Raw genomic sequence first — 20,685 nt, 5'->3', positions numbered from 1 at the left:
GGCGATACCTGAATATGACTCATGCTTTTCACCCTTAACGTTGGGAACTGTGCAGCTGGGGCTGCCCTATGGGGTAGCCAACCAATCCGGGCAGCCGGATCACGAATCCTCAAATCGTATTCTGAGCGCCGCGGTAGAGGGCGGCATCACATCTTTCGATACGGCTCCCTCTTACGGCAGTTCCGAAGAAGTGCTAGGGCGATTTTTCACAGATCAGACGAAGCCTTTGATCATATCTAAATGGAGCCTTTCCAGTGAAGATATCGAAACTGCGCGCAGACAAAGTTTACGAGAACAACTGGAAGCATCCTTAAAGGGAACCGCGGCCAAATTAGGGGTATCCAAAGTGCCTGCGATGCTCCTGCATTCGCCTTTGATATTAAAAGAATATGGTGATGAGGTTACCGGGCTTCTTCGCGAATTCGTCCAGGATGGCAAAGTAGGATATGTCGGGGTCTCCCTTGGCGTTCATGTTGGACGCGAGTTTGAACAGCTTTGGCCCTTCCTTGAGGATGATCTTTATCACATCGTTCAGCTTCCTCTTAATGTGCTGGATCAACGTCTTATCCGCAATGGTGCCCTGGAAAAGCTGAGGCGATCAAGCAAGAAGGTGCTTGCTAGGAGCGCTTACCTGCAGGGCCTTATTTTCCTGAATAAAGACAGTCTGCCGGACTATGTAAAGGGTGCCGTCCCATGGTTGAACAAACTGCATCGCCTGGCTGAACGGGAGAACATGACCGTCTCCGAATTCGCTTTCTCCTATGTTCGGGATACTCCCGGCGTAACCAGTGTTCTAGTCGGTGCCGAGACGGCCGAGCAGGTTCGGGAGAATCTCAATATGCTGCAGGTAAAAGCTATAAGTGAAGAAACACGGGAGCAGATCGCCATCGAATTTGCGGATGTTCCTGATCAAGTGATTACACCGGCACTATGGAACCTTTGGAAAAAAAGCTGAAGGAGGATGGCTTGTATGCAGCAGCATTTGCGGCTTGCCGTGCTAGGCATGGTTGACGGTAACGGACACCCTTATTCATGGAGTGCGATGTTTAACGGGTACAACCAAGAAATCATGGAAGATTGCCCTTATCCCGGCATTCCGCGATATCTGGAGAAGGAGCCTCGGGAGAAGCTTCAAATACCCGGAGCTTCGGTGACTCACATTTGGACCGATAAGCCCGAGGAAGCCCGCCATGTCGCCAAAGCTTCACTGATTCCGAATGTGGTGGAGCACCCTGAGGATGTTATCGGCTCGGTGGACGCCGTTCTTGTCACTACCGACATCGGGCACGAGCATGTAGAGCGATGCCGTCCTTTCGTTGAAGCCGGGCTGCCGATCTTTGTTGACAAGCCGTTAACCGATAATGAAGGCGACTTACGGCAGTTTTCCCAATGGGTCAAGGAGGGTGCCGCAATCATGTCTTCCAGCTGCATGCGTTATTGCAAGGAATTCATGCCCTATCGCGCTTCCATTCACTCGTTGGGGGAGCTTCGCTTCACGACCATTACTACCTTCAAAAGCTGGGAGCGGTACGGAATCCACGCCTTGGAATCCATATATCCCATTCTTGGTCCTGGCTTTATTTCAGCCCAAAATACCGGAACGGAAGAACGGAACGTTGTTTTATTTAAGCATAAAATCCTTGGGGATGTGGCTGTCGTCGCAATTGACGATATGTACGGCTCACACGGTATTCTGCAGCTTTATGGAACAAAAGCCAGCGCGTCCGCAGTATTTCAGGATACATTTTATTCCTTCAAAGCGCAACTGGAAGCATTCGTCGGCTACCTGCGAACCGGCCAAAGACCTTTTCCGTTCAGTGAAACGGAGGAGCTTATGCGCATGGTGATTGCGGGCATTCGAAGCCGTGAGGAAGACGGACGGATCGTCATGCTTGAAGAAATTGCCGCAGACTGCCTATAGCTAAGTTGTATCAAAGGGGGATGTATAGTGGGAAACCATGTGTCGATGAGGCGTAGCCGGGTGCTCAACAAATTAAGAAGCGGGCAGACGGCAATCGCGCTTAAGCTTAATTTAGCCGACCCCAGGATAACGGAAATGGCCGCTAGATTCTCCGGTGTCGACTGCCTCTGGACGGATATGGAGCACGTACCCAACGATTGGTGCGTTATCGAGCGGCAAATTTGGGCGGCAAAAGCCTACGACGTAGACGTGCTCGTACGGGTGGCCCGGGGAAGCTACAGCGACCTGATTCGCCCGCTGGAGATGGATGCGGCAGGAATCATGATTCCGCATGTCATGAGCCTTGAGGATGCCAAGCGAGTGGTTCATCATACCAAATTTCATCCGATCGGCAGACGCCCGCTCGACGGAGGCAATGCAGACGGGGCTTACTGCAACCTGGACCTTGACGCCTATATGAGCCAGGCCAACGATCAACGTTTTAATGTCCTGCAAATTGAGGACCCGGAGCCGCTTCCCGAGCTTGAAGAAATCATAAAGCTGCCGGGGCTCGACATGATTTTCTTCGGTCCGGGTGATTTCAGTCAGGGCATCGGTGCTCCAGGTCGTTGGGATCACCCTCTATTGCTCGAAGCCCGATCGAATATTGCGCATCTCGCCCGAAAGCATGGGAAATTTGCCGGAACGGTAGGCAGTGTAAGCAATTTGGACGATTTAACCTCGCTTGGATACAGCTTTATTAGCGTGGGGGCGGACGTCGTCGGAATAAGTCAATACCTCAATGGTATCGCCAATGGCATCTCCAAAAGCTCAGTGAGCGGTGCCGCGTCCGTATACGGTACAACAACCGAGAAGTAACGAAGGGAGAACAGTATATGTACACGGAGTTGTTCTCTTTGAACAATAAGAGCGTAGTCATCACGGGTGGCTCCGGATACTTGGGCTCAGCCCTAACAGAAGCGCTCTTGGAATTCGGTGCCGACGTCACGGTGGCAGATATTGCTTTTCCATCCAATCCCGAGCTAGAGGCGGTTAAGGGGGAGGGAAGGCTTCGATTTCTTAGCTGCGATGTGTCCAGTACCGAGTCTATCAGAGAAATGTTGACGCTCCATCATGAAAAGAGCGGAAGACTGGATGTGTTGATCAACTGCGCCACCTACGGGGCGGGCTACGGGCAAGGAGCGGAAATCGAATTTATGACCGATGACATATGGCATAAAGGTGTAGATGGCGCTGCCGGAACTGCATTCCGCTGTACGCGTGAAGCCATTCCCTATTTGAAACAAAACGGTGGGGGAGCGATTGTTAATTTTGCATCAATGTACGGAATCGTATCTCCCGATCCTTCTATTTATGGAGACAGCGGAGCAAATAATCCGCCGAACTACGGAGCAGGAAAGGCTGCCGTGGTACAGCTAACCAAATACTGTGCCGCGCATTTGGCTAAATATGGGATTCGATGCAACAGCATCTCTCCTGGCCCCTTTCCCAACACGACGATAGGGGAAAATACAGCCTTCTTGCAGAAGCTGAGCTCCAAAACCATGTTAGGCAGACCCGGAAAGCCGCATGAAGTCGTAGGCGCCGTTGTGCTACTCGCATCGGAGGCGTCCAGCTATATGACAGGTGCCAATTTGATAGTGGATGGCGGTTGGACAGCTTGGTAGGTTGTAAAGCTGCCGATCATGAATCGATAGGAGGGAGTCCATTGAACACGAACGTCATGACCAGCTTCGCGCTTACAGGAAAAACAATACTCATTACTGGAGGGGCAGGTCTTTATGGTAAGCAAATTGCCAAGGCTTGTTCGCAGGCGGGTGGTCGCGTCATTGTAACATCTCGTAATGAAGCCCGGCTGGAAGAAATCGAGGCGTCTTTTCAAAACGAGGGGACACACGTTCATGCCATTCAATTCGATCAAGAGGATTTAAGCTCTATACCGATGCTTCGGGACAAAGTTGATGCTTTGACGGGGGCTTGTGATGTGCTTATCAACAACGCAGTGGCCCGTACCATGCCCAGCTACAATGCGCCCTTAGAGACGTTCGCCAAAAGCATGGCTGTAAATGCTACAGGTCTATTTGAAATTACTCGGGTGATCGGGGATTGGATGGCGGAAAGAGGCTCCGGCTCGATCATCAATATCGGCTCGATTCAAGGAATGGTCGGCCCCGATCCATCGTTGTATGATGGACTACCGATGAATGGGCTAATCCCGGATTACTTTTTCCATAAAGGGGGCATGATCAATTTCACCAAGTTTATTGCCAGCTATTATGGACCTCGCCAAATCAGATGCAATTGTATTTCTCCAGGTGGCTTTCAAACCGAAAACCATCATCCGGAATTCGTACAGCGTTATAGTGCCAGAACTATGCTAGGTCGAATGGCTAGGATCGACGATATTTGGGGACCTGTTGTTTTTCTGGCTTCCGATGCTTCTCTGTATGTTACTGGAACAAATATTCCAGTGGACGGTGGTTATACGGCAAAGTGAATAAAGTAAAGGAGAACGGCGATATGGCTAAATTATTAAAAGCAGGGAAACCCAGGACCAGCTCCGGTCAGAGCAGGACAACGTATCGGAGACGGTACAGAAGATGATCCGGGAGGTCGAGCTCAGAGGAGATGCTGCGGTTATCGAATACTCCGCCTCCTTGGACAACTGGCGGCCTCAGAGCTTTCGCCTGTCGCCGGACCAAATCCAACAAATCGTAGAGGCGATACCCGAACAAACGAAAGCTGATATCCGTTTCGCGCAGGCCCAAATCCGCGGATTCGCTGAGGTGCAGAAAGCGGCGCTTCGGGATGTCGAGGTCGAGACCTACCCAGGGGTTGTACTCGGACACAAAAATATTCCGGTTAGCAGCGTCGGCTGTTATATTCCCGGCGGCAGGTATGGTAGCCTCCGCTCATATGAGCATTGTTACCGCCAAAGTTGCCGGAGTGGATCGGGTTATTGCTTGTACACCGCCCATAGATGGACAAATACCCGAAGCGACTGTCTGCGCTATGGCATTTGCCGGCGCAGACGAAATTTATATTCTGGGCGGCGTTCAAGCCCTCGCGGCAATGGCTATCGGAACGGAATCGATCGCTCCGGTCGACATGTTGGTCGGTCCAGGCAACGCTTATGTAGCCGAGGCGAAGAGGCAGCTATTCGGAAGAGTGGGCATTGACCTGTTAGCAGGACCGACAGAGACGCTCGTTATTGCAGATGAGTCTGCCGACGCCGAAATAATTGCAACGGACATACTTGGCCAGGCGGAGCATGGGCCGACCTCTCCGGGGGCGTTGATTACAACCTCGGAGGCGCTTGCTTATGAAACGATGAAAGAAATCGACCGTCAACTGCAAACGCTGCCAACCGCAGACATCGCAGGGATAGCTTGGAGAGATAATGGCTTGGTCATCGTGGTCGAGGACGACGAGGAAGCGATTCGGGGATTGTGGGTTGGCAAATTTCTGAAGACCGTAACTTATCAACGTTGCTCTCCGGATGCAAGCGTCGCTATCGGGGAATATGCAGCCCGATTATGCGAGATCGAACGTTTCATGGGGCCAGGTTTGAGTTATTGGTACGCCTGAGTTTGAAATTAGGTTACATAATATATATTATAGGACACAACGGCAATGTTCCATTTATGTGCCCTGAACCGCTTTCCCCCCAAAGGTTATAATATCTTTAGGGGGGGCTTTTTCTTTTTTAAACCAGTTCTCCGTCGTCGTACGATTCAACGTCCACATATAACGTACAGTTTGGATGGCTGCGAAGAATCGTAGCCGGACACGCAGTCGATACAGGTTGAGTTAGCGTATTGCGTACTGCTTGACGCTTGGTTGGACCCGGCACCATGCAGAACAGCCTTGTACCAGACATTAGCGCCGGGATCGTCAGCGTAATGGCGTGTGTCGGGACCGCACTCAAATCCGGGAAGCATCCGTCGTTCACTTGCTGCAGTCGGCACGCTTCCTCAAGCGGAACCGGCTTGATCGTCTCCGGGTCTGCAAAATCAGCAACGGGAGGATCGTTGAAGGCGATGTGTCCGTTCTCCCCGATACCGAGACAAACGATATCAATTGGCGCTTCCTGAATCAGCTCCGCATACCTTCGGCATTCCGCTTCTACATCTTCACTGCCGTCAATTAGATGTACTGTGCCCGGACATACCTTATCGAATATATTTCTGTTTAAAAATTCGGAGAATCGCTGTGCCGCACCTTTCCGCAAGCCAATGTATTCGTCCATATGAAACGCCGTAATTCGGCTCCAGTCAATCCCTTCCTCACGGCACAGCTGCTCGAGAAATTCATTCTGCGATGGAGCCGCTGCAAACACGATACGTACTCGATCCTGCTCTCGCAATCGTTCACGGATAGCCTCCGCTGCCTCTTGGGCAGCGGATATACCAAGCTCGCGGCGTCCAGGGTAGACTTGGACTTGCAGCTTGTCAACCGTCAATCTTTTATCTGGGGTTATGAATATAGTCATGTCGTCCCTTCTCCTCCCAATGATCTTCACCAATTACCGTCGTTACTACTTGCAGAGTCCCCGCTTCGTCAGGGCCCTTAAACAAGGTGAAATTCGCCATATTCCCCTGTTGCAGCCAACACGTTACCGGTAAACCGAGCGCCTGAGCCGGGCGAGCCGTAACAGCCTCCACCGCCTCCGTCAACGTAATCCCGGCTAAGCATACGGCGTTAGCGACGCCCACATCCAATGCTAGCGCCGAGCCTGCCAGAATCAATGGATTCTCAACCGGCGTAAGCTTACCGTCAGAATGAAGCTCGACCATGTTTCCAATCACACTGGAATACCGTCCTGGCTTCATTCCTCCGAATTTGACACTGTCGCTGACCAAAATAAACTTGTCGCGCTTAGCTCTCAACATGGCTTTCAATACCGGCGCACGCAAGTGATGTCCGTCTGCGATAAAGGTGGCGCACAGCCGGTCTTCCGCCAATTGATCCCAAATGTAATTGGGATGTCTAGGCAGAAACGGATGCGCCGCGTTGCCGAGGTGCGTAGACAAGGTTGCACCTGCTTCAACTGCCTGCTCTATCTCAACTGGTTTGGCGTTAGTATGGCCTATGCTCACTGCAATACCAGCCTGCTTCAGCTTCTTGATAAAGGGGATAGCCCCCTTTCTTTCCGGCGCTACCGTCACAAGCCGAATACGATTCCCTGATGCCTCCTGCCATTCGAGAAACTCCTGCCAATCCGGATCTCTTACATACGCTATATCATGCGCTCCGCGCGGACCGTCCTCAGCCGAAATATACGGACCCTCCAAATGAATACCAAGCACAGACCGATTCACATGAGGGTACTGGCCGCAGGCATCGGAGATCGCCGTCATCGCCTGCCGAATTCGCTCATAGCTGCCTGTTATGACCGTCGGTAAATAACCGGTCACCCCTTTCATCAGCAAGGCATCCGTGACTCCCGTTACATCCATAACTGAGGTAGTCTCCCCATTAAAGTCAAACCCGTTAAAGCCATTCACCTGCAGGTCGATCCAACCGGGAGAAAGCCAAGGCAGCCCTTCAGCCTCCCCCTCCATTCGCTTGATGGAAGTGACCAACCCGTCACAGATGTCGACTTCAACCGATTCATAGGTATCAAATCGTTTACCCCGCAGCTTCATAGGCTCCCGCTTCCTAGAATGACTTCGCTTTGAAGCCTCGAAGATTCGTACGTTCCGAGAATGATTTCAAGTGAATGAATACCTTCTTCGCCTGACACGATCGGTGTACGCTTCTGCTTCACGGCAAGAGCCATATCCCGCAGCTGCATGCGATGTCCGTCAGGAATCACGCTGAAGGGCTCGAATGCGGGAATCCGCACCTCTTCCCCATTCACCTTCAGGAGTTCGATATCGTCTTCTTTGATAATCAATGTACCCTTTTCCCCATGAATCTCTAGACGTTGACCTAGGTCCGGCTGCACGGTCGTCGTGATCTCCATTACCCCCATCGCCCCGTTCCGAAAGGTGAGTAAGGAAACGGCAGTATCTTCCACTTCAATCGTTCTGAGCAGCGTCTTCGTCCGGCCGTACAACGATGTGACAGGACCTGCAAGCCACTGCAGCAGGTCAACGGTGTGAATGCCTTGATTCATCATGGCTCCGCCGCCGTCCATTTCCCATGTCCCTCTCCAGCCGGCACTGTCATAGTACTGCTGGCTGCGATAGATTTTCACATAGGCGTCGCACAGGCTCAGTTTCCCCAATCCGCCGCTTTCGATAAAGTTTTTGGCAAACTGCGCAACCGGCGACATGCGGCGAGGAAAAATGGTAGACAGCAGCACGCCCTTTTCCCTGCACTCGCGAATCATTCGATGAGCGTCAGCGAGCTGAATCGCCATTGGCTTCTCGACGACCACATGCTTACCCGCTTGGGCTGCCAGTATCGTTTGTTCAGGGTGAAGAGCGCTTGGCGTGCAGATGCATACCACTTCGATCTCTTCATTCCTGAGCATCTCCTCCAGCTGCTGATATGGCATGGCGCCATGCTTGTCGGCAAAGGTTTTCCCCTTAACAGGGTCCTTGTCGTAAACGGCGATCAGCTCGGCCTCCACCACCTCGCGAATGGCATTGGCATGCACCTCTGCAATCACGCCGCAACCGACAATGGCAAATTTGGTTTTATTGATTTCACTCATTGCTGTTGCTCCTTTTCGTTCATGTGTAAGCAGGTTACAAGTGCGTCCGCAGCGATGGTGGCCTCGCAGGATTTTGCGATGTCATGATGGCTTAAAATCGATGGTCTGCCTTCTATCCGTCGGATGAAATCCTCCGTTATGGTCCAAGCAGGCTGCTGCAAAGGAACGAGCGCCGTCGGTTCCTTATGGCTTACTTGAATCATCAGGGCTTCCTCTCGGACCAACGGATCGCCGGCGAGACGCAGCTCGGCGAAGCCTTCCGTACCTGTCACAAAAATGCGCCCGTCTCCCCACGTCCAGCTTCCGTTCGGCGTATGCCAGTCGGCATAAAGCTGGCCAACGATGCAGTCTTGCATAACGACTTGGACACTCACCGAATTATAGAAGGTTGGGTGCTCAGGTAAGATTGTCTTCCCGATATAGCCGTCCATCGTTCTGATTTCTTTGCCGGTAAACCAACGAAGCAGATCGAAATCGTGAACGAGCAGATCGATCAAGATACCACCGGATTGCTGCTTGGAGAAGAACCATTCCGGGCGCTTCTCCGCATCCAATCGGTGAGGCTTGCGCATGCCGACTGAAACGATATCACCTAGGAGGCCTTGGTCGATATGCTGCTTCAAGGTGTAAACGGCGGGATGAAACCGCTCTGTAAGCAGCATGCCGATTTGAATGCGTTCTCTCTCAATAACGGCCTTCAGCCGTTCAAGCCCGTCAGCGCTGGTTACCGCTGGTTTATCGATCATGACGTGCTTGCCACGGCTTTCGCACAATTCGATCACGTCTATTTTCTCTTCGTTAATCGAGGCGCAGCCAACGATTGTAACGCTTTTATCCAGCAATGCTTCTATATCCTCCACTAAGGGGATGCCGAATTTTTCAGCGATGCTGCGGGCTAACTCATGGTTTTCCTTTTCATAAATGCCGCAACAGCTATAGCCAAGCTCTAACATTTCCCCGATAAATATGCCAATATGTGCATGCTGACAACCGATAATCGAAAACTTGCCTGTGCTCACAATGCTTCATTCCTTTCTGTACTAGGGTACAAAATGCAGAAGCCCGCTCAAAAGCGGCCCTCTGTAGTCAAGCTATACCCTTAATTGTTGTTCTTTTCGAATACTTTGTCAGCTTCCTTGCGGAATTCCGCGACCGCTTCATCAATTGTCAATTTACCGAACTGTTGTTTTTGTACCGTTTGTTCGAACAACTTCGTTACTTCTCCTGTGCCCTTCGGTCCTCCATCATACATGGACGGCTGGATGCTAGTGATGTGCTGCAGCATGGCAACCATCTTCTTATCGCGATCGGTGAATTTAGGAGTAAGATATTCCAGAATCTTCTTGTTTTCCGGCAGCCCTCTCTCCATTTCCAAAATGTCTGCCGCTTCCTTAGAATTCAGGAAGAAGTCAAGGAACATTGCCGCTTCCTTCGGATGTTTCGTTTGTGCCGACGTAGAAAGAAACATCGCAGGAAGGATGGCACTTCCCGTTTTTTGATCCCTGGGAATAGGTACCATGTCGATCTTGTCTTTCATTATGTTCTCGTATGCAGGGAACGTTGCCGTGAACTGTGGTCCCATTATCGGCACATTGCCTTTCATCAAAGCATCCTTATTAGGGTCTGCATTGCCAATCGGCAGGAACGAAGCCGTCACAGTCGCCGGCGGTATGATTCCTTCCTTACGGGCGTCGTCCCACATCTTAAGCCAATTCTTGAAGCTTTGATCGTTATAGCCGATCCGATTGTTCTTGTAGAGCGTGTCCCCCGTAGAGAACAAATAATACATATAGGCTTCCATCGAGGTTGACATATCGAACGCACCGTATACTTTATCGCCTAGCTTCGCTTTCATTTCTCGCGCTTTATCGAAATAGTCTTTCCAGGTCATATCCAGCTTCGGCGGCTCTACTCCAGCCTGTTTGTACATTTCCTTATTGTAAATCAGGACAGCCGCGTTATCGGAGACGGGCAATCCGGTTAGCTTGCCGCCTACCGTTCCCTGATTTCTAAGAACATCCGCATTCAGCTCCGCTACTTGAATTTCCTTGCCGGTGTAAGGCGTAAGATCGCCTAGTACCCCTCGATCCGAGTACTCCTTGATATACAAAATGCTCATCTGCATAATGTCAGGCGTGTTGCTGCCTGCCACCTGCGTGGACAGCTTTTCCCAATAGCCGTCGAACGCCGAATACTCCGGCTTGATTTTGATGTTCGGATGAAGCTGTTGAAACTTCTCAATCACCTTCAAGGTTCGATCATGTCTCCCCTGACTGCCCCACCACGCGAAGCGCAGCTCCACGTTTTGAGAGCTCTTGGCCTGCTTGTCTTTTGTACCTGAAGCCGATTGTCCGGTCGTTTTCTTCTCCGTAGGAACACAACCGGCCGCAATTCCTCCAAAGAGGGTCAAAGTGAGAACCGAGGTTAAAAATCTGCGGCCCGTAAAATGATGCCTTGCCATAGTCGATACACCCCTTGTTTTTTACTTACTTACAATGTCATTATAGGATTTTCGGATTTGTATCAAAATAAGAGAAATCTATAAAATATACTAAGAATATACGCTCTTAATTGTTGAATTCGGAAGGATTCAGCCCTGTATGCTTTTTGAAGAGCTGACTGAAATAAGCATTGTTCTTATACCCGACCATTTGGGAGATTTCAAATATTTTATAGTTTCCAGACAGCATTAGCTCCTTGGCTTTATCCATACGGATACGCGTCAAGTAATTGTTATAGTTCTCCCCGGTTTCCTGCTTGAAGATTTGGCTCAAGTAATTTCGCGTCAAGTATACCTTCTCGGCTATGACGTCCAGCGTAATTTCTTCAGCGTAGTGCTCTTGCACATAACGCATAATGAAATCAATGGTTTTCCTATGCTTCTGGGATCCCCTTCGGTTCATGACCTCGCTGATTGGAATGAGAAGCTCTCGCAGCCACGCTGCAAAATCCTGAATACTATAAAGCCGCTCGAGCTCCCTATATACATTAAATTCAGAGTGAATGTCTTCGATTTGCAAGCCGTGGTCGTGCAATCCGAGAGCAATAATCCCTACGATATCAATAGCAAATTCCCTAAGTACGTTAATACTGGGGGCAGGCTCATGATGAAGCGCTTTCGTCAATTCGTTGATTCTCTCCTCCACCAGGTCTTCCTGCCCCAGAATGACAGCGTCGGCAATGGCTTGATAGCATTCCATCGGGCGTCGTGAAGCAGCCTTCCCTTTTTCTAGTACATCCTCTCCCGTGATCAGCTGCTTGTCCGATACCCTTACCCGCTCAGCAAGCAAATCGACAGCGACAGAATAGGACTTGGGAATATCCTTGACGTCATCAGCGACCATGCCGACCGAAGCCCATACCTTCAGCTTTAAATACGATTGGATGTGTTCCAGAAACTCCATAGCCGCTTGTATAGCGCAGCGCTTTGCATACTCATTTTTCATGTGCGCGGGCGTCGAAACGATCACGGTAATAACGTTTCTCTGTATGTCCGCCACATAGACCCCTTTTTTATTTTGCGACAGCTCATCCACGATATTTTTGACGGCATAGGCAAACAGTGCCAATTCACTCGGCTTGTAGGAGGTGCGTTCTCGGTTGATGAAAAATTCGATCAGCACAACGGTAAAGCATTGATTTGTAAAGTCCATTTTCAAATAATCGGACACTTTACGGAAAAACGCCGAGTGGCAAAACTCAGGCTCTAGCAGGCCCTTCAACAGCTGCTGTCTAGTCGTAGGCAGGTTGTATTCCAACAGCTCCCTAAGTTCTTTATCAACCTTATCTGATTGCTCCTTCAGATTGAGTTTGTCCACCGTTTCCTTTAACACACGTTCGATCTCTTCCAGTGTAGCCGGTTTGGATAAATAATCGTTCACCTTGAGCTTCACAGCGGATTGTGCATATTTAAAATCCTCATAACCGCTTAAGATAATCACTTCCGCGTGATTACCTTCTTCTCGGATAGCCTTAAGCATTTCGATGCCATCCATCACGGGCATAAAGATATCGGTTAATATTATATCAGGTCGATGCAGCCGAATTTGCTCTAGACCGTCCTTCCCGTTCTTGGCGGTTCCTACCACCTGGATTCCAAAGTCGCTCCATCTTACGGAGCGGGTCAATCCCTGAATCGTAGTTATATCGTCATCAATAATAACGGCTTTCATCATGGGTGTTCCCCTCCGGTTGATTTTCTGGCTCCGATAATACCTTCGGCAGCGATACGGTGACTTTGGTTCCATGATTCAGCAGGCTTGAGATTTCCACACCATACTTTTCACCAAAATAAAGCTGAATTCGTTCATGCACATTACGAATCCCGTTGTGTTCTCGATGCAGACCCGCTTCCACGTCCATTCCTTCTCCGTCATCTTCGATGACAAAATACAAGCTATTCTCGTCTTCCCATCCGGAAATTCGAATCATGCCGCTGTCGCTCGAATGCAGTCCATGAAGGAGCGAGTTCTCCACAAACGGTTGTATGATCAGCTTAGGAATATAATAATGATGTAACGTTTCGGGAACGGATATGATAAATTGGATTTGCTGCTGATACCGGATTTTTTGCAGCTCAGCGTAACAATGCAGATGCTCCATCTCCCGCTGCACCTTGATAAAGGAGGCACCACTGGAAAGGCCGATTCGCAGCATTTTGCCAAGTAAAGAAAGCATATGACTGACCCCGTGGGCACCCGATTCAATCGCATGCCAGTTCATGATATCCAGGGTATTGTATATAAAATGAGGGTTGATTTGCTCTTGCAGTACTTGAATTTCCGCTTCACGTTTCCGGCGGTTCTGCTCGTTCACCTGGGCAATCAATTGATCAATGCGCACGGCCATCTGGTTAAAGTTCTCGTTCAAATGTCCGAACTCATTGTGGTACTCGTTCTTGATGAGTACATCCCATCTGCCGAGCTTCAGCAATTTCATGCTCTGAATCAGCTTCCGAATCGGAGCAGCGAATTGTTTGGATAAGAAATAAGCCATGACCACCGCAATCAGAATGCATAAAGCAGCTGCAGCTATGATTACTTTCTCGATTCGGCGACTGCCTCTCGTAATGTCTTCCCATCGAATAATATCCATAGTAACCCAAGACGTTCTTTGCTGTTTATTCCATATGACCAAGCTCTTCTCATCTAGTAAATGAGTGATTGCAGCCTGCTCGTCAGAGGAACCGGTTTCGTCAAGAATGACTGTTATCGCAGCTTTTATGTTTTCATAAGGAATGGAAGGCCGCTGAATCCCATCGAATTGGACAATCAGCCTGTGATTCGTGTCCAAAAGGAAGCGCATCGCCTCTGATGCACTGCTGGCGGTCAGCTTTTGAATAAAAGAAGCTTTCATATTGATTACAAGCACGCCCACTTCCTTGCCCGAGGTCGAAAGAACCTTTCTTGCAAAGCTAACGACCATCCGTTCATCAACCGGATAGCTGGGCACCTCAAGCTCATGGATGCCGATCCAGCAATAATCAGCGTCTTTAATTTGATGAAACCAGGAGCTGTTCTGCAAAATTCGGTAGTCGTACACGCCGCTTGAGGCAACATGAATGTTCACTGACGAATCTTTGCCATACAGCTGAACGGATTGAATTCCTTCCTTCACATAACTTTGCCGGCTGAGCAAATCGATCATGTCCGAGTTTTGGCCGATCCGCTCGAACGAATTTTCGTTAAGCTGCAGGTAGTTGATTAGCTTGGGATTGCTGGCCAAAACTAAGGAATCGTATTCGACCGATTGGAGCTGATAATCGAGCTGCTTGTTAATCTCGCCCAGCAAAAGCTTTCTTGAAGAGATAGTCTGCTGAACGACCTCCTGATTCGTAATGTAATAGCTCGTAATTCCGAGAACGGATATTAACAAAGCGGATAGAATGATAAAAGAAGTAAAAAAGGTCACTTGAAATGAGAACGTTTTAAATGGATTTTTCATTCGGAACTACCGCCTGTTGTCAGCATATTCCCTTTAGCATAAGACCTTTCAACAAGCTTGTAAACCATCACCCTTTAATGCCCGTCGTACTGATTCCTTCCACAAAGTATTTTTGTGCGACAAGGAAAATGATGAAGCAAGGAAGCACTGACAGCAGGGACATGGCATACATTGGCCCCCAGGTCACCACGGATGTATTATCTAGGAATAAACGCAACGCCAGTGGGACCGTATATTTTTCCGTATCCGTTAAATAGATCATTTGTCCGAGAAAGTCGTCCCAGGTCCAGATGAAGTTGAAGATAGCCGTCGTAATAAAGGCCGGTGTGCACAAGGGAAGTACAATTCTAAAAGCAATGCCGAGCGTGCTGCACCCGTCGATCTTCGCGGATTCGTCAAGATCCTTCGGGATGCCGCGGATAAATTGAATCATTAAGAATACAAAGAACGGGCTTACTGCGAGATAATGCGGAATAATCAGGGGAAGCGTGGTCCCTACCCATCCGAAGTATTTAAACAAAATATACTGTGGTACTAGCGTTACCTGAGTCGGCAGCATCAACGTCAGCATCAAGATGCCAAACCACATGCTCTTCAAAGGGAAGCTCAGCCTGGCAAAACCAAACGCGACGAATGCGCTTGATAGGATGGTTCCGATCACAGAAAGTACAGCAATGAACAGGGAGTTATAAAAGAAGTGCGCGAAGCTGAAGTCTGGGATGGCAAACCACCCGTCCGAGAAGTTTTCCCAACGAAACTTTGACGGAATGAGGTTGGATTTCGGTATTTCTTCATTGGATTTCAGAGCGTTACTAATTAACCAAAAAATGGGGTATATCATAATGATACTGCCGATGATTAAGGAACTGTAATGAATTAGTCTGGTTTGTCTCATATTTTATCCACCCCACCGATATTTACAATCACCGTTACTTCAGTTTTCATAGTGAACCCACCTTTTGGACGACCAGAACACCAGTGCTGTAAATAGACCGATAATCAAGAGCAGCACCCATGCAAGTGCGCTGGCGTAGCCCATCGTAAAGTAAGCAAATGCTTTTTGGTACAAATACAGAGCGTATACAAGCGTAGAATGAATAGGACCGCCCTTGGTAACTACGAACGCTTGGGTAAACATCTGAAAGCTTCCGATCATTTGCATCACAAGGTTGAACAAAATAATCGGCGTCAGCATCGGCAGTGTAATGGAGAAGAAGGAACGAAATTTCGATGCTCCGTCGACGGAAGCCGACTCATAAAGATCACGTGGAATTTGCTTTAAGCCGGCTAAGAAGATCACCATGGAGGAACCGAACTGCCATACGGCCAGCGCCACTAAAGTGTATAATGCCGTCCCAGGAGTATTGATCCAATCCAACCCCTCAAGTCCAAACATACCGATGAATTTGTTAAGAAAGCCATCCATGCCGAACAGGTTTCTCCATATTGCTGCAATGGCCACACTGCCGCCGACAAGGGAGGGCAAGTAGAATATAGCTCGAAACAGGGACATGCCGCGAATGCCTTTAAATAAAAGCATGGCTACCATTAATGCGAAAAACAGCTTTAAAGGAACCGACAGCACCACATAGGTGAGCGTCACTTGAAGCGCCTTGCGAAACACTTGGTCCTCCGTTACAATTTCTTTGTAATTCTCAAGCCCGACCCAAACCGGCAGCTCCAGCAAATTATATTCCGTTAACGATAAATAAAAGGATTGGGACATCGGCCCGACGGTTAGTAGGAATAGACCTATCAACCATGGAGAGATAAACACATAGCCCCATAGGGGTTCTTTAAATCTGCTAAAGCTTCGGGCGGCTTTTGAATTCGTTTGCTTTTTTTCGGTCATCCATGTTCGTTCTGCCATTCATTTCACTCCCATTAGGTTATATGCAATTTGGTTGTAACCACATAGTACCGTTGGAGAGTCGTAAAATAAATGAGGGAAATCTATAAATAATAATAAAAATATACACGTTTTGAATTGCTTCACAGTGCACATTTCCACTATTTCCATATGGCAAACCGCCCGTGGTTCAGCTATAATATTTCGATGAAAAGTAAATCCTACTCTATGAGAAGGTTTTTTCAAAACGAATAGGACGGTGAGAAAGTGAGAAAAGCAGCAGCAGTAACATCCCTGCTTGCCTTAATCCTTTCCAACGCTCTTGTAGTTGCGAATAAAGCAAATTCTACAGGGTATGAGAATACGATTCAGCCATCACCTTCTACGGTAAGTGTTGAAGCTATTCAAACGGAAAGCGATACGCAAGTGATCATGGATCAGCTAGGCTCAGAAGCTACAGCCTTCAAGGCAATGGAAGCTTCTACTAAGCAGCCCGAGCCTGAACCGGCAACACTGGCGCCTGCCGCTACGTCTGAAAATGCTGGAATTTCGGATGAAGAAATTGATTTGCTCGCGAGAATTGTCAGTGCGGAAGCCAAAGGCGAACCGTATCAAGGACAAGTCGCTGTAGCGGCCGTTGTTTTAAACAGAGTAGAAAACAATTTTGGAAGCTCTATTCACGATGTGATTTATGCGAAAGGACAGTTTCAGCCTGTCCGCAATGGGGAAATTGACAAGCAGCCCGTTGATTCCGCCTATGACGCGGCCAAAGAAGCCATCAACGGCAACGATCCCACGGATGGGGCGCTTTATTTTGCCAATATGGACATTGCAGAGCGGCACCCTAACAAAAATGCGAAACCAACGGTTACTATAGGCAACCATACCTTCTATGTGTAACCCGTTCATATATATCTTTTCACAAAATAAGCGCTTTGACTCATTGGTCTAAGTGCTTATTGGTATTTCAATTAGAAAGAATCCGTTTCGGAAATTAAGGGAATCATTTTTTCAACGGCTTTATGTCTAATTCAAGGCAAGGAGTGATAGTTCTTGGTTCATTCTGAAATGGAACCTGATCAATTGAAACAATTAACATTTATAATGAGCCATGCGGTTTCAATGGAACTGAGGGTCGATAATGCCGATGTGGGAACAACGGTACATTTTATGGAAGGCATGGGCTTTCAACGTCGTAATATTTGGGCTTCCGTGCATTTACCGAATCATTCTGTAATTGATTTTTGGAGAAAAGAGCTTACAAAGTAATGAATTTCAAATAGGTCTACTCCCCCTCAATGTAAAAGCTTATCGTTGTCTGTGTTCAGACATCACGGTAAGCTTTTTTCCATGGGAAAGCGCAAAATATGATCATTGTCACCTGGTCATCCGTCTGGTACGATAAATCATCATAAATAAGCTCCGGTGCTTCAATCAATCAGCCGAGAATCGCTTCAACAAGAAGGTGGCCGCACAAATGCAAAAATTATGGCATCATTTCAACGAGCATCAACGATTTTTACTTCGCAATGTATCCATTATTGTCATTGGCTTATTCATCAATCAATTGCTCCAAACCGTAGGCAGTATTATCATTGCCAGGATGGTCAACGATCCGGTTCAATTCGGGGAAGTAAACCTGCTCCTCCAAATATACGGCATGATCGGGCTATTTCTTAACGTCGGGTTTAACTCTGCCTTGGTGTATACCTTTTCGACAAATACGCAGGAAGCCGTGCAAAATAAATTTCGTTATGCCTTGGCGGGAAGTACCTTCTTTGGCATCGTAATCAGTTTTATTGTGGCTGCCCTTTCCCCTTTGCTGGCTAGCGTGTATCGGCTCCCTGCCCTACAGACAGCTCTTGTGCTGGGGTCCATCATGTTTATATTTAACTCCATAGTCAATATGGGGGTATCCTCCTTCTCCGGTAACCGAAACTTTGCCACGCAAGCGGTTTTTATGGTTATTATGACAACCTTCTCCACACTCGGTACTATTGCCGGAGTCCTTTGGCCGCTATTCGGGGATCATGATGTGCTCTGGGGGATTTCCTTCTGGATGGGGATCGGCGCCGTCCTGACAGCTATGATCACCAGCTGGAGAGTCCATGCGGTCCATCGGCCCCGATGGTTTGGCCCGCTGCCCCCTTCCGAGCTGAGGGAGATGATGAAATACGGCGTACCTTTATGGGCGGGAAACATTGCGAAAGCGTTCCAGCAGCCGTTTCTGGTGATGATGATCGGTTCGACATCGGTTGTTGCCGTCGGTCACCTGGCTAATGCCTCTAGAATTACGGGGTTTATAGGAATCGTAACCTGGGCGTTTATGATCGTCACCTTTCCCTTCGTTGCCGAAAGCTCGCAAAATCTCCAGGAGAGCAAGCGCAGGGGGACGCTCTGTATCCGCTATAACAATATTATTTTATACCCGCTGACGCTGTTGATCTGTATGTACCCCGATCAAATTAACGGATTTCTGTTCGGCGCGGAATATGCAACCGGCGAATCGGCCATCTATATCCGGCTTTTGGCACTTGGTGTATTCTTCTCCTCCGTCAGCAGACTGGGAGGCAATATTCTCGCCGGGATCGGCCGAACCAAAGCTAACTTCTGGGTCATGATCGTAGCCGGTATTTTCGTCATTACCTTGGTACCGCTCATTGCTTCTAATAACCCGGTTCTAGCCGTTTGGATTTATACGGGCGGCTGGGCAATATCAGCTTTGTCGATGATTTGGTTTTTCTACTTGGAGAGCTTTACGCTGGATTGGTGGGAAGCTTACGGGGAACCGCTGCTGCCATCAGCTCTTATGGGAATCTTATTGGAAATAGGTCATTATACCGGGAGCGGATTTCCCGTATTCGTCGTCATAGCCATGATCAGCTTGGTTGGAATGACGGCTTGGATTGAAGCTCGGACCAAAGCTCGAGTGGAAACACATAAAAAATCGGCATAAGTTAAATAATACCTCTATCAAGGCTAAATAAAGGAGGTTAAGGTTCCATGGAAAATGAAGAAACCCTGCCGGAGGAGCCGGAAGGGCAAGAAGATGTTATGGACGTAGCTGAAGAAGAGGAAGACCATGTTCATATCGAGTGGGCAGGATATATTTGAGCATCCTGTGGAAGTAGCCTGCGGCCAGCGAGCTGTCAGGCTATTATTTTGTCGCGGCAGCCTCACCATGAACCGCTACGTACTTCTCCATTCTTCGCTCGTCGGTAATTCTAGGGCATGTGTAGCAGTACCGGTCTTCCCCCGGCAGGCAGAAGCTCCAGCAGCATTTGGATCGGATTAGAATCCTTTCATTGGCGTCGATAGGTGACGGAACCGCCCGAAAATCGACGGAAATTTCCTCTACCTTATCCGCTATGAACAGATAATCGTCTTGAATTCGTGCTTGAAGCTCGGGGTCTTCTTCCCTGTGGCTAGGCGCTTCCATATAATAAGCCAGCAAGTAGGACAAGGTGGCCCATAAGGTTGGACGATCGATTCCCATGAGTTCCGATACTCGTGCAAACAACGGCTCGGTATGCTCGTAAAAAACATGCCGTATAAAATAATCCCGCTTCTCTTCATGCGAACCTTCATATGTCAGGCAGCCTTCGGGCAGCGTAAACTGCAGACCGGATCCGTTCAGGCTAACGCTGAGATGTGTAAAAGACAAGTTCAATAGCGCATCCCAACGGGAAAACGCATAGAAAGCCCCGGCGATCAGGGAGCAATACCGTTTCACCCATAGCGAGCCGGTAACCTTGCCGCAGGGTGCGGCAGCCTGCTCGGCAAAAGCTTGCATTAGCTCTTCTAATACGCCCGAAGCAAGTAAGCTTGCATGCTCAGACGAGGATGGGGCTTCTGTAAGTAAAATTCGAAAGGTTGACCGCAATTGCTCCTTGTTCTCTGATGACAAGGTCATTTTATCACCACCATCACACTACATTCATGACAATGATAATCCTTCTCAACAAAAGAGTCAACCATATTCGTGAATAAAAAAGAGTGCAGCAGAACTTTTCCAGCGCACTCTTGCAGTTATTAATTTGATTAATGTGGTTAATAACTAATATCAGTAATTAAATTTCACTCGTTATCTTTTACCATTTCATCATACTTGGCATATCTAGAGTCAACCTCTTGAGCCATTTTGCGATATTGCTTCGTTTCTTCAACAACGGGATCGATCTCCGCTTGAATGCGCACCTCTGTGCGTCTAGGCAGACGCTTGCGCGCAGCCTCCTGCGTATTCACCCGCTCCATTTCGCCCTCCTGCAGCGTATGTGCCAGCTGCTCCTCCAGACTGCGTTGATCCAC

At 48.7% G+C, this 20,685-nt stretch carries 19 protein-coding genes and 1 pseudogene; 9 read left to right on the top strand and 11 right to left on the bottom strand.

Annotated features, from left to right (window positions below; genetic code table 11):
* Positions 1-40: 40 nt before the first annotated feature.
* From QMO62_RS05650 to hisD, 6 genes and pseudogenes are all read left to right on the top strand, one after another.
* The gene (locus QMO62_RS05650; protein WP_284639266.1) at positions 41-955 is read left to right on the top strand and encodes an aldo/keto reductase; all 915 of its coding nucleotides are present in this window, start codon (positions 41-43) and stop codon (positions 953-955) included.
* 15 nt (positions 956-970) lie between these two features.
* Complete coding sequence (locus tag QMO62_RS05645; RefSeq protein WP_284639265.1) at positions 971-1,921, top strand: Gfo/Idh/MocA family oxidoreductase; 951 nt, start codon at positions 971-973, stop codon at positions 1,919-1,921.
* Positions 1,922-1,948: 27 nt separating this feature from the next.
* A complete protein-coding gene (locus QMO62_RS05640) occupies positions 1,949-2,779 on the top strand; it encodes an HpcH/HpaI aldolase family protein (RefSeq protein WP_284639264.1) in 831 nt (276 codons plus the stop codon).
* A 17-nt stretch (positions 2,780-2,796) separates the two neighbouring features.
* Complete coding sequence (locus QMO62_RS05635) at positions 2,797-3,588, top strand: SDR family oxidoreductase (protein WP_284639263.1); 792 nt, start codon at positions 2,797-2,799, stop codon at positions 3,586-3,588.
* Between the two features lie 41 nt (positions 3,589-3,629).
* Positions 3,630-4,418 carry an SDR family oxidoreductase gene (locus tag QMO62_RS05630; protein ID WP_284639262.1) on the top strand — a complete coding sequence of 263 codons (789 nt, stop codon included), beginning with the start codon at positions 3,630-3,632 and terminating at the stop codon, positions 4,416-4,418.
* A 103-nt stretch (positions 4,419-4,521) separates the two neighbouring features.
* Positions 4,522-5,509 (top strand): annotated as a pseudogene (hisD, locus tag QMO62_RS05625) (histidinol dehydrogenase).
* Between the two features lie 118 nt (positions 5,510-5,627).
* Here the strand turns inward: hisD and QMO62_RS05620 are convergent.
* From QMO62_RS05620 to QMO62_RS05580, 9 genes are all read right to left on the bottom strand, one after another.
* Complete coding sequence (locus QMO62_RS05620) at positions 5,628-6,413, bottom strand: glucosamine-6-phosphate deaminase (protein ID WP_284639261.1); 786 nt, start codon at positions 6,411-6,413, stop codon at positions 5,628-5,630.
* Positions 6,388-7,569: an N-acetylglucosamine-6-phosphate deacetylase gene (gene nagA / locus QMO62_RS05615; RefSeq protein WP_284639259.1), complete on the bottom strand. Its 1,182-nt coding sequence runs from the start codon at positions 7,567-7,569 to the stop codon at positions 6,388-6,390. Before nagA ends, QMO62_RS05620 begins: the two co-directional genes overlap by 26 nt.
* A complete protein-coding gene (locus QMO62_RS05610) occupies positions 7,566-8,585 on the bottom strand; it encodes a Gfo/Idh/MocA family protein (RefSeq protein ID WP_284639257.1) in 1,020 nt (339 codons plus the stop codon). Before QMO62_RS05610 ends, nagA begins: the two co-directional genes overlap by 4 nt.
* Complete coding sequence (locus tag QMO62_RS05605; protein WP_284639255.1) at positions 8,582-9,604, bottom strand: Gfo/Idh/MocA family protein; 1,023 nt, start codon at positions 9,602-9,604, stop codon at positions 8,582-8,584. Before QMO62_RS05605 ends, QMO62_RS05610 begins: the two co-directional genes overlap by 4 nt.
* Positions 9,605-9,684: 80 nt before the next feature.
* Positions 9,685-11,046, bottom strand: coding sequence for an ABC transporter substrate-binding protein (locus tag QMO62_RS05600; protein WP_284639253.1), 1,362 nt, complete (start codon positions 11,044-11,046; stop codon positions 9,685-9,687).
* Between the two features lie 106 nt (positions 11,047-11,152).
* Positions 11,153-12,760: a response regulator transcription factor gene (locus QMO62_RS05595; protein WP_284639251.1), complete on the bottom strand. Its 1,608-nt coding sequence runs from the start codon at positions 12,758-12,760 to the stop codon at positions 11,153-11,155.
* On the bottom strand, positions 12,738-14,528 hold the full coding sequence (locus tag QMO62_RS05590; protein WP_284639249.1) for a sensor histidine kinase: 1,791 nt from the start codon (positions 14,526-14,528) through the stop codon (positions 12,738-12,740). Before QMO62_RS05590 ends, QMO62_RS05595 begins: the two co-directional genes overlap by 23 nt.
* Positions 14,529-14,595: 67 nt before the next feature.
* Entirely contained in the window at positions 14,596-15,423 is an 828-nt protein-coding gene (locus QMO62_RS05585; RefSeq protein ID WP_284639247.1) for a carbohydrate ABC transporter permease, read from the bottom strand.
* Positions 15,424-15,462: 39 nt separating this feature from the next.
* Complete coding sequence (locus QMO62_RS05580) at positions 15,463-16,398, bottom strand: carbohydrate ABC transporter permease (RefSeq protein WP_284639245.1); 936 nt, start codon at positions 16,396-16,398, stop codon at positions 15,463-15,465.
* A 246-nt stretch (positions 16,399-16,644) separates the two neighbouring features.
* On the opposite strand from QMO62_RS05580, the gene QMO62_RS05575 reads away from it, so the two are divergent.
* The 3 genes from QMO62_RS05575 (at position 16,645) to QMO62_RS05565 (ending at position 19,333) form a co-directional block, all read left to right on the top strand.
* Positions 16,645-17,277 (top strand): cell wall hydrolase, encoded by a 633-nt coding sequence (locus QMO62_RS05575; protein WP_284639243.1) that lies wholly within the window; start codon positions 16,645-16,647, stop codon positions 17,275-17,277.
* A gap of 153 nt (positions 17,278-17,430) precedes the next feature.
* Complete coding sequence (locus QMO62_RS05570; protein ID WP_284639241.1) at positions 17,431-17,646, top strand: hypothetical protein; 216 nt, start codon at positions 17,431-17,433, stop codon at positions 17,644-17,646.
* A 208-nt stretch (positions 17,647-17,854) separates the two neighbouring features.
* Positions 17,855-19,333: an oligosaccharide flippase family protein gene (locus tag QMO62_RS05565; protein ID WP_284639240.1), complete on the top strand. Its 1,479-nt coding sequence runs from the start codon at positions 17,855-17,857 to the stop codon at positions 19,331-19,333.
* Positions 19,334-19,534: 201 nt separating this feature from the next.
* On the opposite strand, the gene QMO62_RS05560 is transcribed toward QMO62_RS05565, so the two are convergent.
* Positions 19,535-20,290 (bottom strand): IucA/IucC family C-terminal-domain containing protein, encoded by a 756-nt coding sequence (locus QMO62_RS05560; protein WP_284639238.1) that lies wholly within the window; start codon positions 20,288-20,290, stop codon positions 19,535-19,537.
* 164 nt (positions 20,291-20,454) lie between these two features.
* Complete coding sequence (locus QMO62_RS05555) at positions 20,455-20,685, bottom strand: hypothetical protein (protein WP_284639236.1); 231 nt, start codon at positions 20,683-20,685, stop codon at positions 20,455-20,457.

It is taken from the genome of Paenibacillus silviterrae, assembly GCF_030167925.1.
Lineage (GTDB): Bacteria > Bacillota > Bacilli > Paenibacillales > NBRC-103111 > Paenibacillus_G > Paenibacillus_G silviterrae.
This window is presented reverse-complemented; position numbering and strand designations above follow the sequence as displayed.